The 16,308-nt window shown below is 44.8% G+C and carries 18 protein-coding genes; 16 read left to right on the top strand and 2 right to left on the bottom strand.

The features are described from left to right. Positions 1 to 69 precede the first annotated feature (69 nt). A complete protein-coding gene (locus IPP67_08670; GenBank protein ID MBL0339213.1) occupies positions 70 to 885 on the bottom strand; it encodes an ABC transporter permease in 816 nt (271 codons plus the stop codon). A gap of 21 nt (positions 886 to 906) precedes the next feature. Then, the gene (locus IPP67_08665; protein MBL0339212.1) at positions 907 to 1,506 is read right to left on the bottom strand and encodes a hypothetical protein; all 600 of its coding nucleotides are present in this window, start codon (positions 1,504 to 1,506) and stop codon (positions 907 to 909) included. 320 nt (positions 1,507 to 1,826) lie between these two features. On the opposite strand from IPP67_08665, the gene IPP67_08660 reads away from it, so the two are divergent. The 16 genes from IPP67_08660 (at position 1,827) to IPP67_08585 (ending at position 16,204) form a co-directional block, all read left to right on the top strand. Next, positions 1,827 to 3,098, top strand: coding sequence for a mechanosensitive ion channel (locus IPP67_08660; GenBank protein ID MBL0339211.1), 1,272 nt, complete (start codon positions 1,827 to 1,829; stop codon positions 3,096 to 3,098). Between the two features lie 82 nt (positions 3,099 to 3,180). After that, the gene (locus IPP67_08655) at positions 3,181 to 3,858 is read left to right on the top strand and encodes a sulfite oxidase-like oxidoreductase (GenBank protein MBL0339210.1); all 678 of its coding nucleotides are present in this window, start codon (positions 3,181 to 3,183) and stop codon (positions 3,856 to 3,858) included. Then, entirely contained in the window at positions 3,848 to 4,414 is a 567-nt protein-coding gene (locus tag IPP67_08650; protein MBL0339209.1) for a glutathione peroxidase, read from the top strand. Before IPP67_08655 ends, IPP67_08650 begins: the two co-directional genes overlap by 11 nt. Before the next feature lie 145 nt (positions 4,415 to 4,559). Continuing rightward, the gene (locus tag IPP67_08645; protein ID MBL0339208.1) at positions 4,560 to 5,228 is read left to right on the top strand and encodes an RlmE family RNA methyltransferase; all 669 of its coding nucleotides are present in this window, start codon (positions 4,560 to 4,562) and stop codon (positions 5,226 to 5,228) included. A 214-nt stretch (positions 5,229 to 5,442) separates the two neighbouring features. Then, positions 5,443 to 6,417, top strand: coding sequence for a magnesium/cobalt transporter CorA (corA, locus tag IPP67_08640; GenBank protein ID MBL0339207.1), 975 nt, complete (start codon positions 5,443 to 5,445; stop codon positions 6,415 to 6,417). 14 nt (positions 6,418 to 6,431) lie between these two features. Continuing rightward, positions 6,432 to 6,830: a DUF861 domain-containing protein gene (locus tag IPP67_08635; protein ID MBL0339206.1), complete on the top strand. Its 399-nt coding sequence runs from the start codon at positions 6,432 to 6,434 to the stop codon at positions 6,828 to 6,830. Between the two features lie 120 nt (positions 6,831 to 6,950). Continuing rightward, positions 6,951 to 7,655 carry an endonuclease/exonuclease/phosphatase family protein gene (locus IPP67_08630; protein MBL0339205.1) on the top strand — a complete coding sequence of 235 codons (705 nt, stop codon included), beginning with the start codon at positions 6,951 to 6,953 and terminating at the stop codon, positions 7,653 to 7,655. A gap of 37 nt (positions 7,656 to 7,692) precedes the next feature. After that, the gene (locus tag IPP67_08625) at positions 7,693 to 9,102 is read left to right on the top strand and encodes a PLDc N-terminal domain-containing protein (protein MBL0339204.1); all 1,410 of its coding nucleotides are present in this window, start codon (positions 7,693 to 7,695) and stop codon (positions 9,100 to 9,102) included. 121 nt (positions 9,103 to 9,223) lie between these two features. Further along, positions 9,224 to 9,871, top strand: a complete 648-nt coding sequence (locus IPP67_08620; GenBank protein MBL0339203.1) for an IS1595 family transposase — start codon at positions 9,224 to 9,226, stop codon at positions 9,869 to 9,871. Between the two features lie 107 nt (positions 9,872 to 9,978). Next, positions 9,979 to 10,323, top strand: coding sequence for a cupin domain-containing protein (locus IPP67_08615; GenBank protein MBL0339202.1), 345 nt, complete (start codon positions 9,979 to 9,981; stop codon positions 10,321 to 10,323). A 350-nt stretch (positions 10,324 to 10,673) separates the two neighbouring features. After that, entirely contained in the window at positions 10,674 to 11,840 is a 1,167-nt protein-coding gene (locus IPP67_08610) for a Re/Si-specific NAD(P)(+) transhydrogenase subunit alpha (GenBank protein ID MBL0339201.1), read from the top strand. Beyond that, complete coding sequence (locus IPP67_08605) at positions 11,837 to 12,271, top strand: NAD(P) transhydrogenase subunit alpha (GenBank protein ID MBL0339200.1); 435 nt, start codon at positions 11,837 to 11,839, stop codon at positions 12,269 to 12,271. The genes IPP67_08610 and IPP67_08605 overlap by 4 nt, the downstream gene beginning before the upstream one ends. Continuing rightward, a complete protein-coding gene (locus IPP67_08600; protein MBL0339199.1) occupies positions 12,268 to 13,728 on the top strand; it encodes an NAD(P)(+) transhydrogenase (Re/Si-specific) subunit beta in 1,461 nt (486 codons plus the stop codon). The genes IPP67_08605 and IPP67_08600 overlap by 4 nt, the downstream gene beginning before the upstream one ends. Before the next feature lie 58 nt (positions 13,729 to 13,786). Further along, complete coding sequence (locus IPP67_08595) at positions 13,787 to 14,047, top strand: hypothetical protein (protein ID MBL0339198.1); 261 nt, start codon at positions 13,787 to 13,789, stop codon at positions 14,045 to 14,047. Between the two features lie 101 nt (positions 14,048 to 14,148). Then, entirely contained in the window at positions 14,149 to 15,216 is a 1,068-nt protein-coding gene (locus IPP67_08590; GenBank protein ID MBL0339197.1) for an aspartate-semialdehyde dehydrogenase, read from the top strand. A gap of 145 nt (positions 15,217 to 15,361) precedes the next feature. Further along, positions 15,362 to 16,204, top strand: a complete 843-nt coding sequence (locus tag IPP67_08585) for a universal stress protein (protein ID MBL0339196.1) — start codon at positions 15,362 to 15,364, stop codon at positions 16,202 to 16,204. The last annotated feature ends 104 nt before the right edge of the window (positions 16,205 to 16,308 follow it).

Genomic DNA, 16,308 nt, shown 5'->3' with positions numbered 1-16,308 from the left:
ATTAATATCAAGTTACAATATATAGGCATATTTGAAATAACAATAAATGGAGGGGGCAAAAAACGACCACTAATTTTTTAAACGGTAACCGCTTTTAAACAATTGATAAACCCCAATGATCATTAATAAATTTGTTATTACCAAAACCACGACCCCAATCCAAATGGAACCGTCTGTATGGCCTGTAAAACCATAACGGAAACCATCAATCATGTAAAAGAAGGGATTGGCATGAGCCACCCCTTGCCAGAAAACCGGCAATTGGTGGATAGAATAGAAGGTACCTGACAAAAAGGCCAGGGGGGTAATAATAAAATTGGTTAAAGCCGCCAAATGGTCAAATTTTTGGGATATCAACCCACCGACAATTCCCAGCAAAGATAAAAGCAAACTAGCCGCAATTCCATGGAAAAGTACCAGGGGCAGGTTATAAATATGCAGGGGGGTTAATATCCAAATAAACAGGCCAACCATACAACCTACCAACAAGCCACGGGTAATACCACCGGCCGCTAAAGCGATGGTTAATTCGGCCGGTCTTAAGGGGGGCATTAAAATATCCACCACATTACCTTGCATTTTCGCAAGCATCAGGGAAGAAGATGTGTTGGCAAAAGCATTTTGTACCATGGCCATCATCATCAGCCCTGGCGGCAGGAAGGCGCCGTAGCTGATATTGTTAATGACAGGGGTGTCATGGCTAATGGCCAGGGCAAAAATCGCATAAAACAACAACGTGCTAACCACCGGTGCAAAGAGTGTCTGCGTCGCTACATTGAGGAAACGCCGAACTTCTTTAAGGTATAACGTCCACAGCCCCACCCAGTTCAACAAACCGAATTCCTGGCGGGAAGGTTTATAAAAATCAATATTTGCAGCGGACATAGGGGTCACTTTCTTCAATGGTTAATTTTTGGCAAAACGGCCAAGTGCCGGTACTAAAATCAGCCCTGCCAAAACCAGCAAATCAAGCGCGATGAGCACCCGCCAGCCCAATAAAAATGGACTGCTACTTAAAATCAAATTCAGCAGAAATACGGCAATCACACTGGCAGCTAAAATGAATAAAATCTGGCAAACAATCATGAAAATGCGAGTATTGCGAAAATACAGCAGCAAGCTGATATAACCCAAATAAGCAGAAAGCACTACCAAAACTAGGGCGGTCTTAACCACTCCCTCCGCATGTTTAGATAGGATAAACTCGCTTGTAAGCCAGGTTGCATAAAGCCATAAAGTTAATCCTGCGACCGAGCAAATAACGCCTAAATACCCGAGTATTTTTAACGAGCGGTCAGGAACCAACAAACTGGAAAACAGAATGGTGGCACTGAACCCCATCACCCCTAGGCTAGTGGTAAAAATTTGGTATTCAATCCCCTGGCGGAAGTCGCTTAGCAAGATCATATAAATACCTACGCCAAGACTTAAAGCAAAAGATATAAGGAAAATATTCTTTAAAATTTTTCGGAAGGAAGGGGAAGGATTGATTGCAGTATCAGTCATGCGGATTTATCCTTATCGAAGGCGATTGGTCAAAAGATATCAGGCGTTTCCTGGATTGTCAAAAAAGATTAGCTATAAGATAGTCAATCCCTTTTTGTCGCCCCAATAGCAAACCAGCAAAGATTAACAAGGAATATCCTCATAAATAACCAAAAATTTGCTTGGGATAGCAATCGTCGTCACTCTTGACGAATGAAGTATAGTCTTTCATATCATAAAAGGAATGATGTATATGAAGCAATGGTTGGCTAGATTAATCAGCAATCATTGAACTTAAGGGGACAAAAATTTTAACTATTGCCGATCTAAGGGAATTTTTCTTGCAGTTTTTTGGCCAATTCCGCCTAGGGGCCGAGTTATTTTTTAGTTATTGGACCAATCTGGCCCAGTTGGCATTGATTGCAGTCTTTGGATTGATTGCTTTTGTAGGCCAGAATTATGTCAAAAACCTCAGCGATCGTCGGCTACAAACAGCAAACTCCCAATCTTTTAAAAAGTTTTTCTGGCAAGCCATCCGGCAGCATCCTTTTTGGTTTTCATGGTCTTCGCTGTTGATCATCGACCTTTTCCTTGCCCTTCCTCTTGTTATTTTTTCAGATTTTTCCAGCCGTATCTTATTCCTGGCATCGATTATTGCTGGTTGGTGGTTGCTTCATCGATTAGTCAAGGAAATGGCACCACAACGCTGGGTTCCGCGGTTACTTCTTTTTATTATTTTCTTTCTATTTTTGTTCCAATTTTCAGGAATTTTACAGCCTATATCGGATTTTCTGGAAAGCATTTCTTTTAATCCCGGCAATCTTAATTTTTCCCTATTATTTGTGGTTAAAGCAATTGTTTGGTTGATCGTTGCCTTGGGTATCACTAGTTTGTGCATGGAAATAATCGAACGTCGCTTACGTTCGGCCCATGCTATTTCTCCGTCCGCCCAAGTATTGCTTGTCAAAATCTTGCGGGTGGTTTTCTATGCGGTTGCGCTTTTAATCGTCATTGGCGGATTGGGGATCAATCTAACGGCCTTGACGGTTTTTTCAGGAGCGATCGGGGTGGGGATCGGTTTTGGGTTGCAGCGGGTTTTTGCCAATTTGATCAGCGGGCTGATTTTATTGATGGATAAATCCATAAAGCCAGGCGATGTCATTGAGGTTGGCAATAATTTTGGTACCATTACGGCTTTGGCTGGCCGCTATGTGGCGGTACGCACCAATTCGGGTAAAGAAATATTAATTCCGAACGAAGATTTGATCACCCGCCCCGTGATTAATTGGACTTTTACGGATGACCGCTTGCGGGTGGAGATCCCTTTTCTCGTTTCAGGAAAATCAGATCTTATGCAGGCCAAGGAATTGGCAATTGCCGCGGCCGCCAATCGCCGTATCTTGCAAGTGCCAAAACCAGATTGCTTGATAACCGATTTTGGGGAAAAAGGGGTGCAGATGATGGTGCAGTTTTGGATTGGTGATCCGCAAAATGGCATCAGCAATATCCGCGGTGAAGTGATGATGAATATTTGGCAGCATTATCAAAAAGCGAAGGTATTTTTTGTTTTCAATGAAGTAAGCCAAAATACCACATCATCTGCCCCTGCCTAAAATTAATTATGGCAAATCCAAATTATCCGGTAGAATAGAAGGGCAAAAATTTTTCTATCTAATAAATTTTCTAGGTGCGGTGATGACACAAGAGCAATCTCCCGAAGGAACATGGGGAAAAATCAAACAAAAATTGATTGACAGTAAACAGCAATGGGCAAAAGAAAAAAGACTGATCACTGGCAAATCCGGTAATCCTAAGCAAGACCGTTTGCCCCCCGGGCAGCGGGAAGTGAAGAACTGGCCAGTGCTTGACCTTGGCATTCAGCCTGATATTTCAATGGAAACCTGGCAATTGCGGATTGATGGGTTGGTGAAGAAACCGACCACTTGGAATTGGCAGCAATTTAGTCAATTCGCCATTCAGGATTTTACTTCTGATATTCACTGTGTTACGGCTTGGTCTCGTTTTGATAATCATTGGCAAGGAGTTTCAACCCGCGCTGTTCTGGAAGCTGTTGAACCGTTGGACCAGGCCAAATTTGTTATCTGCCATAGCCACGATGGCTACACTACCAATTTAACTTTAGAAGAATTTGCGGCGGAAGATGCGTTGCTTGCATTGGCATGGGAAGGCAAGCCTATCTCACGCGAACATGGTGGGCCGGTGCGGGTGGTGGTGCCTAAACTATATTTTTGGAAAAGTGCCAAATGGCTAAAAAGCGTTGAATTAAGCGATCAGGATAAACCAGGTTATTGGGAAGTCCGCGGTTATCATAACCACGGCAATCCTTGGGAAGAAGAGCGTTATGGTCGGTAAAAAATTATGGGATAGTTTCAAATTAGTAACTGGTATGGTTGTACCACCAGCTTTACCGTTGGATAGCAAAATCTCTGGTCTGCAGGATTTCACCTTTCCCCTGCTGGACGGATCGATTTTGCGTTTAAAAGATCTGGCAAGCCAGGTTGTGTTAGTCGTTAATACGGCATCAAATTGTGGTTTTACCCCACATTATGAAAAGCTTGAGCAATTATGGCAACAATACCAACGGCAAGGTTTTTTGATATTAGGCATTCCTTCGAATGATTTTGCTGGTCAAGAACCGGACTCTAATCAGCATGTGGCTAGTTTTTGTCAAACTAATTTTCATATAAGCTTCCCCGTTACGACCAAACAAGAAGTGACCGGCCAGCACGCGCATTTACTCTATCAATGGTTATATCAACAATTGGGAAAGAAAGGTTGCCCGAAGTGGAATTTCCATAAATTTCTATTTGACCGTCATGGGCATGTACGGGCAAGCTGGTCTGCTTTAACAAGCCCTGCCAGTGCTGCCGTCCGCAAAAAAATTGAAGAATTATTGAAAGAAACATAAGGAAAGATCAGGGTACTGGTTTTGAGAGATGCAGGATTTTTATTTGAGAGAAATCAGGCAGGATTGCTAGAAACAGCAGCACCCTCACAATAACAATCCAATTGAATTTCAGCGATCAGTAAAGAAAATGTGATGAGAAAACGGAATGGTTAAAGGCTTAAAATCAAGCTCACGGTTTTTGGCGGTTCGTGTCAAAAAAACAACGGGGCGCAGCATCTCTTCTGCCCGCTGGCTGCAACGCCAATTGAATGACCCCTATGTCCATGAAGCCCAGAAAGTGGGGTACCGTTCCCGGGCAGCCTTTAAATTGGTGCAACTGGACGATCAATATCATTTCTTGAAACCCGGACAAAAGGTTATCGATTTAGGAGCTGCTCCGGGCGGCTGGACACAAATTGCGGTGGAGCGGGGGTGCAAGGTTATTGCGGTGGATATCCTTGATATGCCGCCAATTGAAGGGGCAGAATTCATCCAAATGGATTTCAGCTTGGCCGATGCGGCGGAAAAACTGCAGAAAAGGGTTGGTAGTAAAGTGCAGGTAGTATTAAGTGATATGGCCCCTAATACTACCGGTCATATCAACACCGATCATTTGCGAATTATGGCGTTGGCAGATGTTTCCTATGAATTCGCTCATCTGATGTTGGCTCCCAACGGCACTTTTTTGGTGAAGTTACGCCAGGGGGGGGCCCAGCAAGAATTGTTGATGAAATTAAAACGTGATTTTTCCCAAGTCCGTCATGTCAAACCCCCTGCCAGCCGACCCGATTCTTCTGAATTGTATCTCCTGGCCCTTGGATTCCGAGGGACTTAGCATTCCAAAAAGTCATTATCGAAAAAGGTTGTTTCAGCTGGATCATCGGCGTATAAATAGGCCAATAGATTCATAACCGTTGGATAGATTGAATGGTCAAAGGATCAATCCTATGGCCCAAAAGGATCAATAATATTGGCAGGGATAGGAGAGCGGGAAGTTCGGGGTATTGCTGTGCCCTACATCTCCCGGAACGAATGAGGGGAAAACAGGAATGAGTTCAATTGCTGGCTTTGCTGTTTATGAGAATGGTATTCGTGTCACTGATGTCACGTTGGAGCAGGTCACCCAGTTAAAATGGGGGAAAGACCGTTTTGTTTGGATTGGCTTACATGAACCGGATGCCGAGCTTTTAGACAAAGTGCAACGGCTGTTCGGGCTGCATGAATTAGCAGTTGAAGATGCCCGTGTTGCCCATCAGCGGCCTAAAATCGAACTCTATGGCAGTTCTCTGTTCGTGGTGTTGCATACCGCCCAGAAAAGTGCTGATAACCCGATTGAATTTGGGGAAACCCATGTTTTCATGGGAAACGGTTATATTGTGACGGTGCGGCACGGGGCCTCATCGGGTTATTCCGAGGTAAGGGCCAGATGTGAAAACCAACCGCATATGCTTAGGAAAGGTCCTGATTTTGTCCTTTATTCCCTAATGGATTTTATCGTTGACCATTATATGCCGATCGTCAGCAATATCAAAGATAAAGTGGAGGATCTGGAAGACGACGTTTTCAAGAAACCGTTCGATTCTACAACCGTTGAGGATATATACGGCCTTAAACGCGACCTCATGGCATTAAAGCGGATTATTTCTCCCCTAACAGAAATGATTAACCGGTTGCTGCGCTTTGATATCACTTTGATTGACCGGGATACGCATGCGTATTTTCGCGATGTGCAGGACCATGTCATCCGGTTGCTTGAAAGTATTGATTCGATGCGGGAATTATTAACATCAGCCTTGGAAGCGCACTTGCTGTTAACCAGCGTCCAACAAAACGAAGTGACCAAGAAATTAGCGGGCTGGGCGGCTATTTTAGCCGTACCGACCGCCATTTGCGGCATTTATGGAATGAATTTTGATTTTATGCCGGAATTGAGGTGGCGGTACGGATATTTTACCGTTACGGGGGCTATCATTAGCATTTGTAGTTATATGTTTTACCGTTTCCGCAAAGCCGGTTGGTTATAGGAAGGCCATATCTCATGAAAAAGCAACAGTCGATTCCCCAACCTTTCTCCCTTTCAACCAACGGTCGACCAGGGGAAATTGCTGTCCCTAAAAAAATTATCCACGGGAAACCAGTCACCACTTCTTGGAATCAATTCACCGATGCCCATGAACAGTTTTTCTGCGGTATTTGGCATTCAACAATCGGTTGCTGGCAAGTTCAATATGATGAAAATGAGTTATGTTTTTTACTGAAGGGCAAGGTCCTATTGACAGATACCGACGGCAACCAACAGGTTTTTCAAGCAGGGCAGGCCTTTGTGATCCCCGCGGGTTTCAAGGGAAGATGGGAAACGATTGAGCCCGTAGAAAAAATTTATGCAATGCATCTAGATGCAAGTAAAGCAATCGATAATCACCAGGCAAAAAAATAAAGTCTGGTAAAAAATTGGCATTTCCCTGGAATATTTGTTATTCTTATTCAGCAACGGAAGATACAGATTATTAACCTTTTCCCGTTAGGGTGAATAAAAAACAATTCTTTGGATGAAATAATGAAAAATTCTTCCTCCTTGCGCTTGGCAACTTATAATATTCACCGCTCGCTTGGGGTGGATGGTGAATTTGCGCCGAAACGGATTGCTAAAGTTTTGAAGACATTGGATGCTGATATTATCGGGTTGCAGGAGGTTGGGTGGTATCACGGTAAAGGGCAACGGATCAACCAGTTTGATTTTTTACGCGCAGCCACGGGTTATGAGATGGTTCCTGGACTGGTTCGGGACCATGAGAATGCCTGTTTTGGCAACGCGTTGATTACGAAATATCCCGTTAAAAGCTATGCCTGCATTAATCTGACGATTGCCGGGTATGCGCCACGCGGGGCCATCCAAGCTATTTTGGAAACAAATGCTGGTGAACTGCAGGTCATGGTTGTGCATTTGGGGCTAACCCCTTGGGAACGTTACCAACAAATGAAAAAAATTGCCGATTTGGTCCGCCATAACCAATCAAAGCGGACGATTGTGATGGGGGATTTCAATCAATGGCTGCAACATACCGAAGCTTCCAGTCAAATCACTAGCCTGTTGCCTAAGCAAATCCATGAATTGACTTTTCCAACTCGCTTGCCGGTTGTAAGGCTCGACCGGATGTTTATGTCTGCTAACATTGAATTACTTAAACAAGGTGCTTTAAAAGATGAAATCACCAAAAAAGCTTCCGATCATTTTCCTTTATATGCGCAGGTCGCTTGGTAAATTTTAAATATCCTATTTCAATTTGGGGCAGGTAATTTTGGTTTTTTGGGAAACATTTCTTTTCCCCTATTTAGGGTGGATAATTGGCAGTATTTTTGCTGTTTTCATCCTTTCCCATATGCTGCACCAGCGCCGCCCCCCTGCCAGCACTGTGGCGTGGTTGCTGGCTATTGTCCTGGTCCCCTATATAGGCATCCCCCTCTATATTTTATTTGGTGGCCGAAAAATACGGCAAATGGCCAAAAAGAAAGAAAGAATCTTGTTAGGGAAATTTGCGGAATTACCCAGCATTTCTGCCAAACCAGCCGATCGTTTTTTACGTTCCTACGGCTTACCGGGCGCAACAAGCAACAATCAAATCCAATTTCATACGGATGGCCAACAATCCTACCAAGCCCTGATCGAATTAATTGACCGGGCCCAATATTCCATCCATTTGGCAATCTTTATCTTAAGATTAGATAAGGTGGGTAAGGATTTGCTCGAACGGTTAGAGAAAAAAGCTAAACAAGGATTGGATGTGAGGTTGCTTTTAGATAGTTTTGGTTGCCGTCATGTCGCTTGGCGATCTCTCAAGCCCTTCCTAGATGCAGGAGGGAAAGTTGCTTATTTTATGCCTTTATTATTCCGTTCAATACGTGCTTATTTGAAATTTCCAGGTAATGCCCATCTTCGCAACCATCGCAAATTGGTGGTAGGGGACGGTATGGAGGTTTGGGCGGGTGGCGCCAACTTTACGGAGGAGTATATGGGAGGGCGACCTTCTAGTAAACGTTGGAAAGATCTAACTTTCACGATTCAAGGAGAGGGGGCCAGGGTTTACCAAGAAATTTTCCGGAAGGATTGGAATTTTGCTAGTGTTGATCAACTGTCGAAGCCAATTGAGCCAAAAAGGACAGTGAAACCAGGCCAAGAAATATTGCAAATTATTCCATCTGGTCCCGATATCCCCGAAGATCCTTTTTACACAACCATTTTGATGGCCAGCTACACAGCAACGGAGCGGATATGGATCCTATCTCCCTATTTTATTCCGGACGAGGGGTTAATGCAGGCTTGGACGGTGGCTATCCACCGCGGTGTCGATGTACGTGTTATTGTGCCTAAAAAATCAAACCACTGGGTGGCGGATGTGGCGCGGGGAAGCTTTCTGCGGGATATCCAAAAGGTGGGGGGGACGGTTTTGCTTCATCACGGCGTTATGATGCACGCTAAAGCCCTGATCATAGATCAGGAATTAGCCGTGGCAGGTTCAGCCAATATGGATCCCCGCAGCTTGTTTTTTAATTATGAAGCGGTTTGCTTTCTTTATAGTCAAGCGGGGATTTCTGGGGTTGAAGCCTATATCGCCTCCTTAATTAAATACTGCAAAGTAGGGGTCAGGCGGGTGAGTAAAATCAGGGAATTCGGCGCCGGTATTATCCGCTTATTTGCTCCCTTATTGTAACTAAAAAACTTGGGTTCATAAGGCCTATGCGACCAGCGGTTGGATAGTGACTCAGTTTGAATTATTTGAGGCATAAATTTTAGGGGCTGTACTAGATAAAAGAAATATCTAGGATAGAAATATGGGACTAAGACATTGTCGTATAAGGGTAAATCATCGGAGGAAACTGATTGAATATTTTGTGATGGAAGTGACGGCACGTTTGGCTGCGGACGTGATTGGTGTCCATCCAAATACAGCTGCTCTTTTTTACCATAAGTTACGTGAGATTATTGCTAAGAAAATTGCGGATGACGTGCCATTTGATGGGAAGATTGAAGTTGATGAGAGTTACTTCGGTGGGGTTAGGAAGGGTAAACGCGGTCGTGGGGCGGCTGGCAAAGTGCCAGTCTTTGGCCTGCTCAAACGTGGCGGTAAGGTGTATGCTGTGCCCGTGCCAGACACATCAAGTAAAACCCTGAAAGCTATTATGGTGAACAAGATCAGGCCTGATAGCGTTGTCTATACCGATGGGTATCGTTCCTATAATGTCCTGGATGTATCGGGGTTTAGGCATTTTCGTATCAATCACTCTCTTGACTTTGTTGATGGTCACAATCATATCAACGGAATTGAGAACTTCTGGAACCAGGCAAAGCGGATCTTGCGAAAATACAATGGCATACCCCGCAAAAACTTCCCCTTGTTTCTAAAAGAATGTGAGTTTAGGTTTAACTATGGTTCACCCAGACAGCAGATCAGACTCCTGCTCAACTGGATCAAATCTTAACTTTATCTAGTACAGCCCCTAATTTTAATATAGCCGTGATAAATTTTGTACGTTAAGCTACATCACAAAGTCTTTTAATTTCTTCACCACTCTATAGGTTACAAATCATGAAAATTACTATCGCTGATGCCTTAGCAAAATTGCCATTGCCCGCAACCGAAAAATGGAAACTCGGTGTATGGGACGCAAAAGTTATGTCGCACGGCACGATGACCGTCGAAATTTTTGCCCCGAAAGAGTTTGATTATCAAACGCCTCATGAACAAGATGAATTGTATATCATTGTCAGCGGTACCGGCCTAATAATTATAGAGGATAAGCATTTTCCGTTTGCGCCAAACGATGTACTGTTCGTGCCTGCAGGGGCGAAACACAACTTTAGCGAATTTACGCCTGATTTTGTGGTGTGGGTGGTATTTTATGGCGTGAAAGGCGGGGAAGTATCGCAGTAGGGGAAAATATAGCCATATTTTTAGGCTTATATTACAGATTTTTTCTGCTTTTTTAGTACCCTTTTCTTTTATATGGCCAAAATTTAGAGATCAAAAAGGGTGACCCAGTTTAAAGATTATGTGAGGCTACCACATAGATCGTGCGTACTGCTCCTGGTCATTTAACTATCTTTCAGCATAGTCATTCTTTCATATGCTAGCAAAACACAGATTTCATAGGATCAATCGCCAAGCTAACCTTTCAAATTGAGTCACTACCAGCGGTTGGGGGACAGTTGACTTCAAACGCAATTCGGTCAAGATTGGAAATCATGCTAAAGAAGTTGTGACAAGACGAGTACAACGATAGGATGTCAACCGTGGTTAAAATTGGTGTTATTACAGAAAAAGCCCTTGATGAAAATCGCGTTGCCGTCAGTCCGGACACAGTCCGCAAATTAAAGGCCTTGGGGGTTGATGTATGGATTGAAAGCGGGGCGGGCTTAAACGCCTCTTTCACCGATGATATGTTTGTTAAAGCGGGGGCCGTTATCCAACCCGAGGCAGCAGCGATTTTATCGCAAATAGATATTTTATTCAAGGTCCAGCAGCCTTTTGTCAACCTGTCCGAACAGGTTAACCAAATCAGTTTGCTCAAAGATCAAGCTATTGTCATTGGACTGTTATCGCCTTATACGCAAGCAGCTTCTTTTCCCTTTTATGAGGCTAGAAAGATCACCAGTTTTTCCCTAGAATTATTGCCGCGGACAACCCGTGCCCAATCCATGGATGTGTTGTCATCACAAGCCAATTTAGCTGGATACAAGGCGGTTTTGGAAGCAGCCGCTGCCTATGGCCGCAGTTTCCCTATGATGATGACGGCAGCGGGCACGATAGCACCAGCCAGACTGATGGTTATGGGTGCGGGAGTTGCTGGTTTGCAGGCGATTGCAACAGCCAGGCGTTTAGGCGCGATTGTTTCAGCAACCGACGTTAGGCCAGCAGCTAAGGAACAAGTGGAAAGTTTAGGGGCCAGCTTTGTTGCCGTGATGGATGAGGAGTTCAAGGCCGCTGAGTCAGCGGCGGGTTATGCTAAACAAATGAGCCAAGCTTACCTGGAAAAACAGGCAGCCTTGATTGCGGAAACAATCAAAAAGCAAGACATAGTGATCACGACCGCCCAAATCCCCGGTCGGCCAGCGCCCAAATTAATTACCAAAGCGATGGTTGAAACCATGAAATATGGCAGTGTGATTGTCGATTTGGCGGTGGAGCAGGGGGGGAATTGCGAATTAAGTAGAGTTGGAGAAATCGTGATCCATCGAGGGGTCAAAATTATTGGCTACAGGAATTTGCCGTCACGCCTGGCTGAGGTTGCATCAAGCCAATATGCGAATAATATCTATCAGTTTTTCTTATTGTTGTTTAATAAAAGCGACCGTTTAGTTCAGATTCCTTGGGATGATGATATTATTAAGGCAACTGCTTTAACTCGTGACGGCCAAATAATCAACCCTGCTTTTCAGGTGAAAAAATGACCCCGAATGAATGGATCGAAAATGCAAGAAAACTGACCGGTCAGGCAGATCAGTTGAATGCAGATATCAAAAACCTGGCCGAACAAGCGAAGCAAATCATCTGGCAACAGGCAAGCGGGGGCAGCCAAGACCATAATCTGGTCATGGCGCTGACCGTTTTTGCCTTGGCTTGTTTTGTTGGCTATTATGTGGTTTGGCGGGTAACGCCCGCGCTGCACTCGCCGCTGATGGCGGTAACGAATGCCGTGTCATCGGTTATTATTGTAGGGGCGTTACTGGCCGTTAGCGACTCTGCCCCGCTTTTCACGCAAATTGCCGGTTTCATAGCGATTATGCTGGCTTCCGTCAACATATTCGGGGGATTTGTCATTACTGCCCGTATGTTGTCCAAATTTCGCTCTAAATCGAACATCAGCAGGAAGAAATCATGAACCCAACCCAATCTGGATTGCTGTATCTGTTGGCGGGTGTTTTATTTATTTTCACCTTGCGCGGGTTGTCAGCGCCAAGCTCTTCCAAATGGGGCAATCTATTTGGGATGATCGGGATGGTACTGGCCATTGCCACCACCATTTTCATCATCCCTGATATCAATATTATTGTAGCGGCCTCTGCTATTCTGGCTGGCGGAGCCATCGGCACTTTTATTGCCTGGCGCTTGCAAATGACTGCTTTACCGCAATTGGTCGCCGCCTTCCACAGTTTGGTAGGGTTGGCCGCGGTTTTTGTGGCTTTGGCTGCTTTTTATGCCCCTGAATATTATGGGATTGCTGTTAAAATCGTCACGGGTCATAGGGAGGTTTTCGACATAGTCAAAGGACCCTATTATGAGCCTCAATACGCGCTGATGATTAAGACCGGCAGTTTGATCGAATTGGCCCTTGGCCTGGCGATTGGCGCCATCACCTTTTCAGGTTCGCTAGTGGCTTTTGGTAAATTGCAGGGAATTGTCGGCGGCTCACCGTTGGTTTTCCGCGGACAACATCTTTTAAACGCCCTTTTACTGGTGGGGACAGCTGCCTTAATCGTCTTCCTGGTGCGTGAACAATCGGATATTCTTCTATGGGCATTAGCCATCATTGCCATTCTGTTTGGCTTTTTGCTGATCTTACCGATTGGTGGGGCCGATATGCCGGTCATTGTGTCGATGCTGAATTCCTATTCCGGGTGGGCGGCTTGCGGCATCGGCTTCACCTTAAACAATTATCTTCTTATCATTACCGGCGCTTTGGTTGGCGCCTCCGGTGCTATCCTAAGCTATATTATGTGCAAGGGTATGAACCGCTCCATTATCAAGGTGATATTGGGTGGGTTTGGCGGGGCTGCGGCTCCCGGCGCTACAGGCCCCAAAGGGCCAGATAAACCCATCAAAACCGGCAGTGCCGAAGATGCCGCTTTCATTATGAAAAATGCCCGTTTGGTCATTATCGTACCGGGTTATGGGATGGCGGTCGCGCAGGCCCAACATATTTTAAGGGAAATGGTCGATCTATTGAAAAAAGAAGGGGTGCGGGTGGCTTATGCCATCCACCCGGTTGCTGGCCGCATGCCAGGACATATGAATGTGTTACTGGCGGAAGCCAATGTTCCTTATGACGAAGTTTTTGAATTGGATGACATTAACCCCGAATTGGCAACTGCTGATGTGGCTTTCGTTATAGGTGCCAATGATGTCACTAATCCCTCCGCCAAAACCGACCGCACCAGTCCCATTTACGGGATGCCAATTTTAGAGGTTGAAAAGGCCAAAACCGTACTTTTTGTTAAACGGTCGATGGCATCTGGATATGCAGGTGTTGAAAATCCCTTATTTTTCCGCGATAATACGCTCATGTTGTTTGGTGACGCCAAAAAGGTTTGTGAAAATATCGTGAAAGCCCTGGCATAGAGCAGCATAGCTGAAAGCTTCAGGCAATCAGTTCAACGAGAATTATAGGAGAAAAAAGATGCGAGTCGATTTTTTGAGAAAAGCCTTCTTTATTTTAGCTTTCCTTGGTTTTGCCACATCGGGCCAGGCGCAAACGGCTGATTGTGCCAGTGATATCAAGCAAGTGCAGACCGCTATGACTAATCAAAAAGATGCGAATGTGACCAAAATGGTGCAACAGATGTTGCGCGATGCCAATGATGAGTTAACGGTCGAAAAAGATGAGGCAGAATGCCGCACCATTATGGCCGAGGCAAAAAAATTGTTGAAGTTGAAGTAATTTTTTTACGGATCCTTGATAACACGATGGCCGCGCCTTAAAAAGCCCGGCCACTGTTATTTTTAGCCACCTATTTTTAATTTTCACAGGTTTTTTAATCGATGACCAATCTACTAAATATCGTTATTGCAGGGGCAACCGGTACCATCGGCAAAGAAGTTCTTGGCATGTTTGCGGAACGTAATTTTCCCTCAAGCCAAATTATTGCCTTGGCTTCTTCCAATTCCATTGGTCAAGAAATTTCTTATGGCGAGGAAAAAATCCTTAAAATTCAAGGATTGGAAAATTTTGATTTCCAAAAGGCAGCATTGGTGATTTTTTGCACCCCTGCAGCTATTAGCCAGAAATATATGGGTAAAGCTTTGGCCGCTAATTGCCGCGTCATTGCTCTTGCAGATGCAACACCCGCGCCCGCTAATAGTTTATATGTGATACCAGAGGTTAATGGTTCCCTTCTTGTCAACCATCAAACGCCGGTCTTCCTGACCCCAAATCCTGGGGCTATCATGTTGGCATTAGTATTACAGCCTTTTATGAAAAATGGTGGGATAGCGCAGGCTGTGGTTACCTTGCTTCAGGCTGTTTCTGGGGGCGGGCGGGAAGCCATGGATGAGTTATTTACCCAAACCCGTGCTATTTACATGAATGCTATCATGCAAAAGCGGCATTTTACCAAACAGATTGCCTTCAATCTTATCCCCCATATTGGTGAATTTACGAAAGAAGGGGGGACGGAAGAAGAGGTAAATACCCTGGATCAGCTTCAGCAAGTTTTCAGCTCATCCCTGCCATTATCGGTAACTTGTGTTCAGGTACCAATCTTTATTGGCTATGCGGCGACTATTCACTTGACCTTGCCCCGATCTTTTTCGTTAGCGGAAGTCAAAAAATTGTTGGAACAATCGCCGGGTATTTCCGTGGTTGACCATCGGCGTGCAGAGGGGTATGTCACACCGGTTGAAACGGCAGGCGAAGAAGCGGTTTTTATCAGCCGCATCCGCGTATCAGGGAATCAGGTAGTATTTTGGATTGCTGCCGATAATTTAAGGCGGGGGGCAGCCTTAAACATTGTCCAAACCGCAGAAAAATTATTAAAGCAAACCCCTTTGATCCAAGAAAATAAGAATATTTTAGGAAAAGCTAAGAAGATCACATCCCCGAAAAAATAGGATGGTTATAGATGAATGGTTGATTTTCCTAAAACTCGGCGTACAGTACGTAATGAGGATAGGTAAAAATGTCAGCCACGAGCGACAATTGGGTAATGGTGGCAAAATAAAACCTATATACACGTCCTTAAAAATGGGGGAAGACATGACAATTAAATCGATTCTAGCTTTAATTACCGGCGAAGAACAAGATGTGCCAACCCTGCGGCAAGCGGTGCAGCAGGCCAAAAATTTTCAGGCACAACTTGATATTTTACATGTAAAACCGGATAGCAGGGAAATAATGCCGATTATCGCGGACGGCATGTCCGGCTTAGCCATTGAACAAATGGTTACATCTGTTTTGCAATCAGCCGACGAACGGGCAAAAAAAGCCAAGGCTACTGCAGAAAAAATCGTTACTGAAAATAGTCAACAAATCAAAATTTCTTTCCAGGTAGTCCAGGGGGCTGAGGCCAATGTTTGGGCTTTGGCGGGTCGCTTTGCCGATATTACCATTTTCAGTCGCCCCGGCAGTAATAATGCCAGTATGGGTAATGGCGGGATAGATGCCATTTTATTCGAAACTGGCCATCCTTCCTTAATGGTTCCACCCGTGAAAGCGGAAGCAAAGAATGCTGATATGACTGCCAACCCGGTTATTGCCTGGAATGGCAGTGTGCAGGCGGTGCGTGCCGTGACGGGGGCTTTACCCTTTCTTCAAAAATCAGCCCTGGTGACCATCTTAAATGGGACTGCCCATGCGGAAATGGGGGGCAATCGATTGGTCAAATGGTTATCCGCACATAAGGTCAAAACCACGGTGAAGAATTTTGATCCGGGCAGTCGGGCTATAGGCAGTGCCTTGTTGGAAGAAGCTGGACTGGTTGGCGGTACTATGTTGGTGATGGGGGCGTACGGCCACAGCAGGTTGCGGCAGTTTATTTGGGGTGGTGCCACCCGCGAGATGCTGCAAATCGCCTCTTTGCCTATTTTATTGGCCCATTAATAATTGGCTGATGATTAATTGATTGTCTGAAAGATTGTTGCATCACGTCTTTAAAAGGACAGGAATATCTGTCCTTTTTCTTTATGACAGGCGGGGTTTGGAAG

The organism is Rhodospirillaceae bacterium, from assembly GCA_016722635.1.
In the GTDB taxonomy this organism is placed as follows: Bacteria; Pseudomonadota; Alphaproteobacteria; order JAEUKQ01; family JAEUKQ01; genus JAEUKQ01.
The sequence above is the reverse complement of the archived record's forward strand: the minus strand, read 5'-3'. Positions and strand labels throughout refer to the sequence as shown.

Coding starts and splice junctions, on each gene's coding strand:
- IPP67_08655 (MBL0339210.1), top strand. CDS start 3,181: ATGACACAAGAGCAATCTCCCGAAGGAACATGGGGAAAAATCAAACAA.
- IPP67_08615 (MBL0339202.1), top strand. CDS start 9,979: ATGAAAATTACTATCGCTGATGCCTTAGCAAAATTGCCATTGCCCGCA.
- IPP67_08595 (MBL0339198.1), top strand. CDS start 13,787: ATGCGAGTCGATTTTTTGAGAAAAGCCTTCTTTATTTTAGCTTTCCTT.
- corA (MBL0339207.1), top strand. CDS start 5,443: ATGAGTTCAATTGCTGGCTTTGCTGTTTATGAGAATGGTATTCGTGTC.
- IPP67_08650 (MBL0339209.1), top strand. CDS start 3,848: ATGGTCGGTAAAAAATTATGGGATAGTTTCAAATTAGTAACTGGTATG.
- IPP67_08670 (MBL0339213.1), bottom strand. CDS start 885: ATGTCCGCTGCAAATATTGATTTTTATAAACCTTCCCGCCAGGAATTC.
- IPP67_08630 (MBL0339205.1), top strand. CDS start 6,951: ATGAAAAATTCTTCCTCCTTGCGCTTGGCAACTTATAATATTCACCGC.
- IPP67_08645 (MBL0339208.1), top strand. CDS start 4,560: ATGGTTAAAGGCTTAAAATCAAGCTCACGGTTTTTGGCGGTTCGTGTC.
- IPP67_08635 (MBL0339206.1), top strand. CDS start 6,432: ATGAAAAAGCAACAGTCGATTCCCCAACCTTTCTCCCTTTCAACCAAC.
- IPP67_08610 (MBL0339201.1), top strand. CDS start 10,674: ATGTCAACCGTGGTTAAAATTGGTGTTATTACAGAAAAAGCCCTTGAT.
- IPP67_08585 (MBL0339196.1), top strand. CDS start 15,362: ATGACAATTAAATCGATTCTAGCTTTAATTACCGGCGAAGAACAAGAT.
- IPP67_08665 (MBL0339212.1), bottom strand. CDS start 1,506: ATGACTGATACTGCAATCAATCCTTCCCCTTCCTTCCGAAAAATTTTA.
- IPP67_08600 (MBL0339199.1), top strand. CDS start 12,268: ATGAACCCAACCCAATCTGGATTGCTGTATCTGTTGGCGGGTGTTTTA.
- IPP67_08605 (MBL0339200.1), top strand. CDS start 11,837: ATGACCCCGAATGAATGGATCGAAAATGCAAGAAAACTGACCGGTCAG.
- IPP67_08590 (MBL0339197.1), top strand. CDS start 14,149: ATGACCAATCTACTAAATATCGTTATTGCAGGGGCAACCGGTACCATC.
- IPP67_08620 (MBL0339203.1), top strand. CDS start 9,224: ATGGGACTAAGACATTGTCGTATAAGGGTAAATCATCGGAGGAAACTG.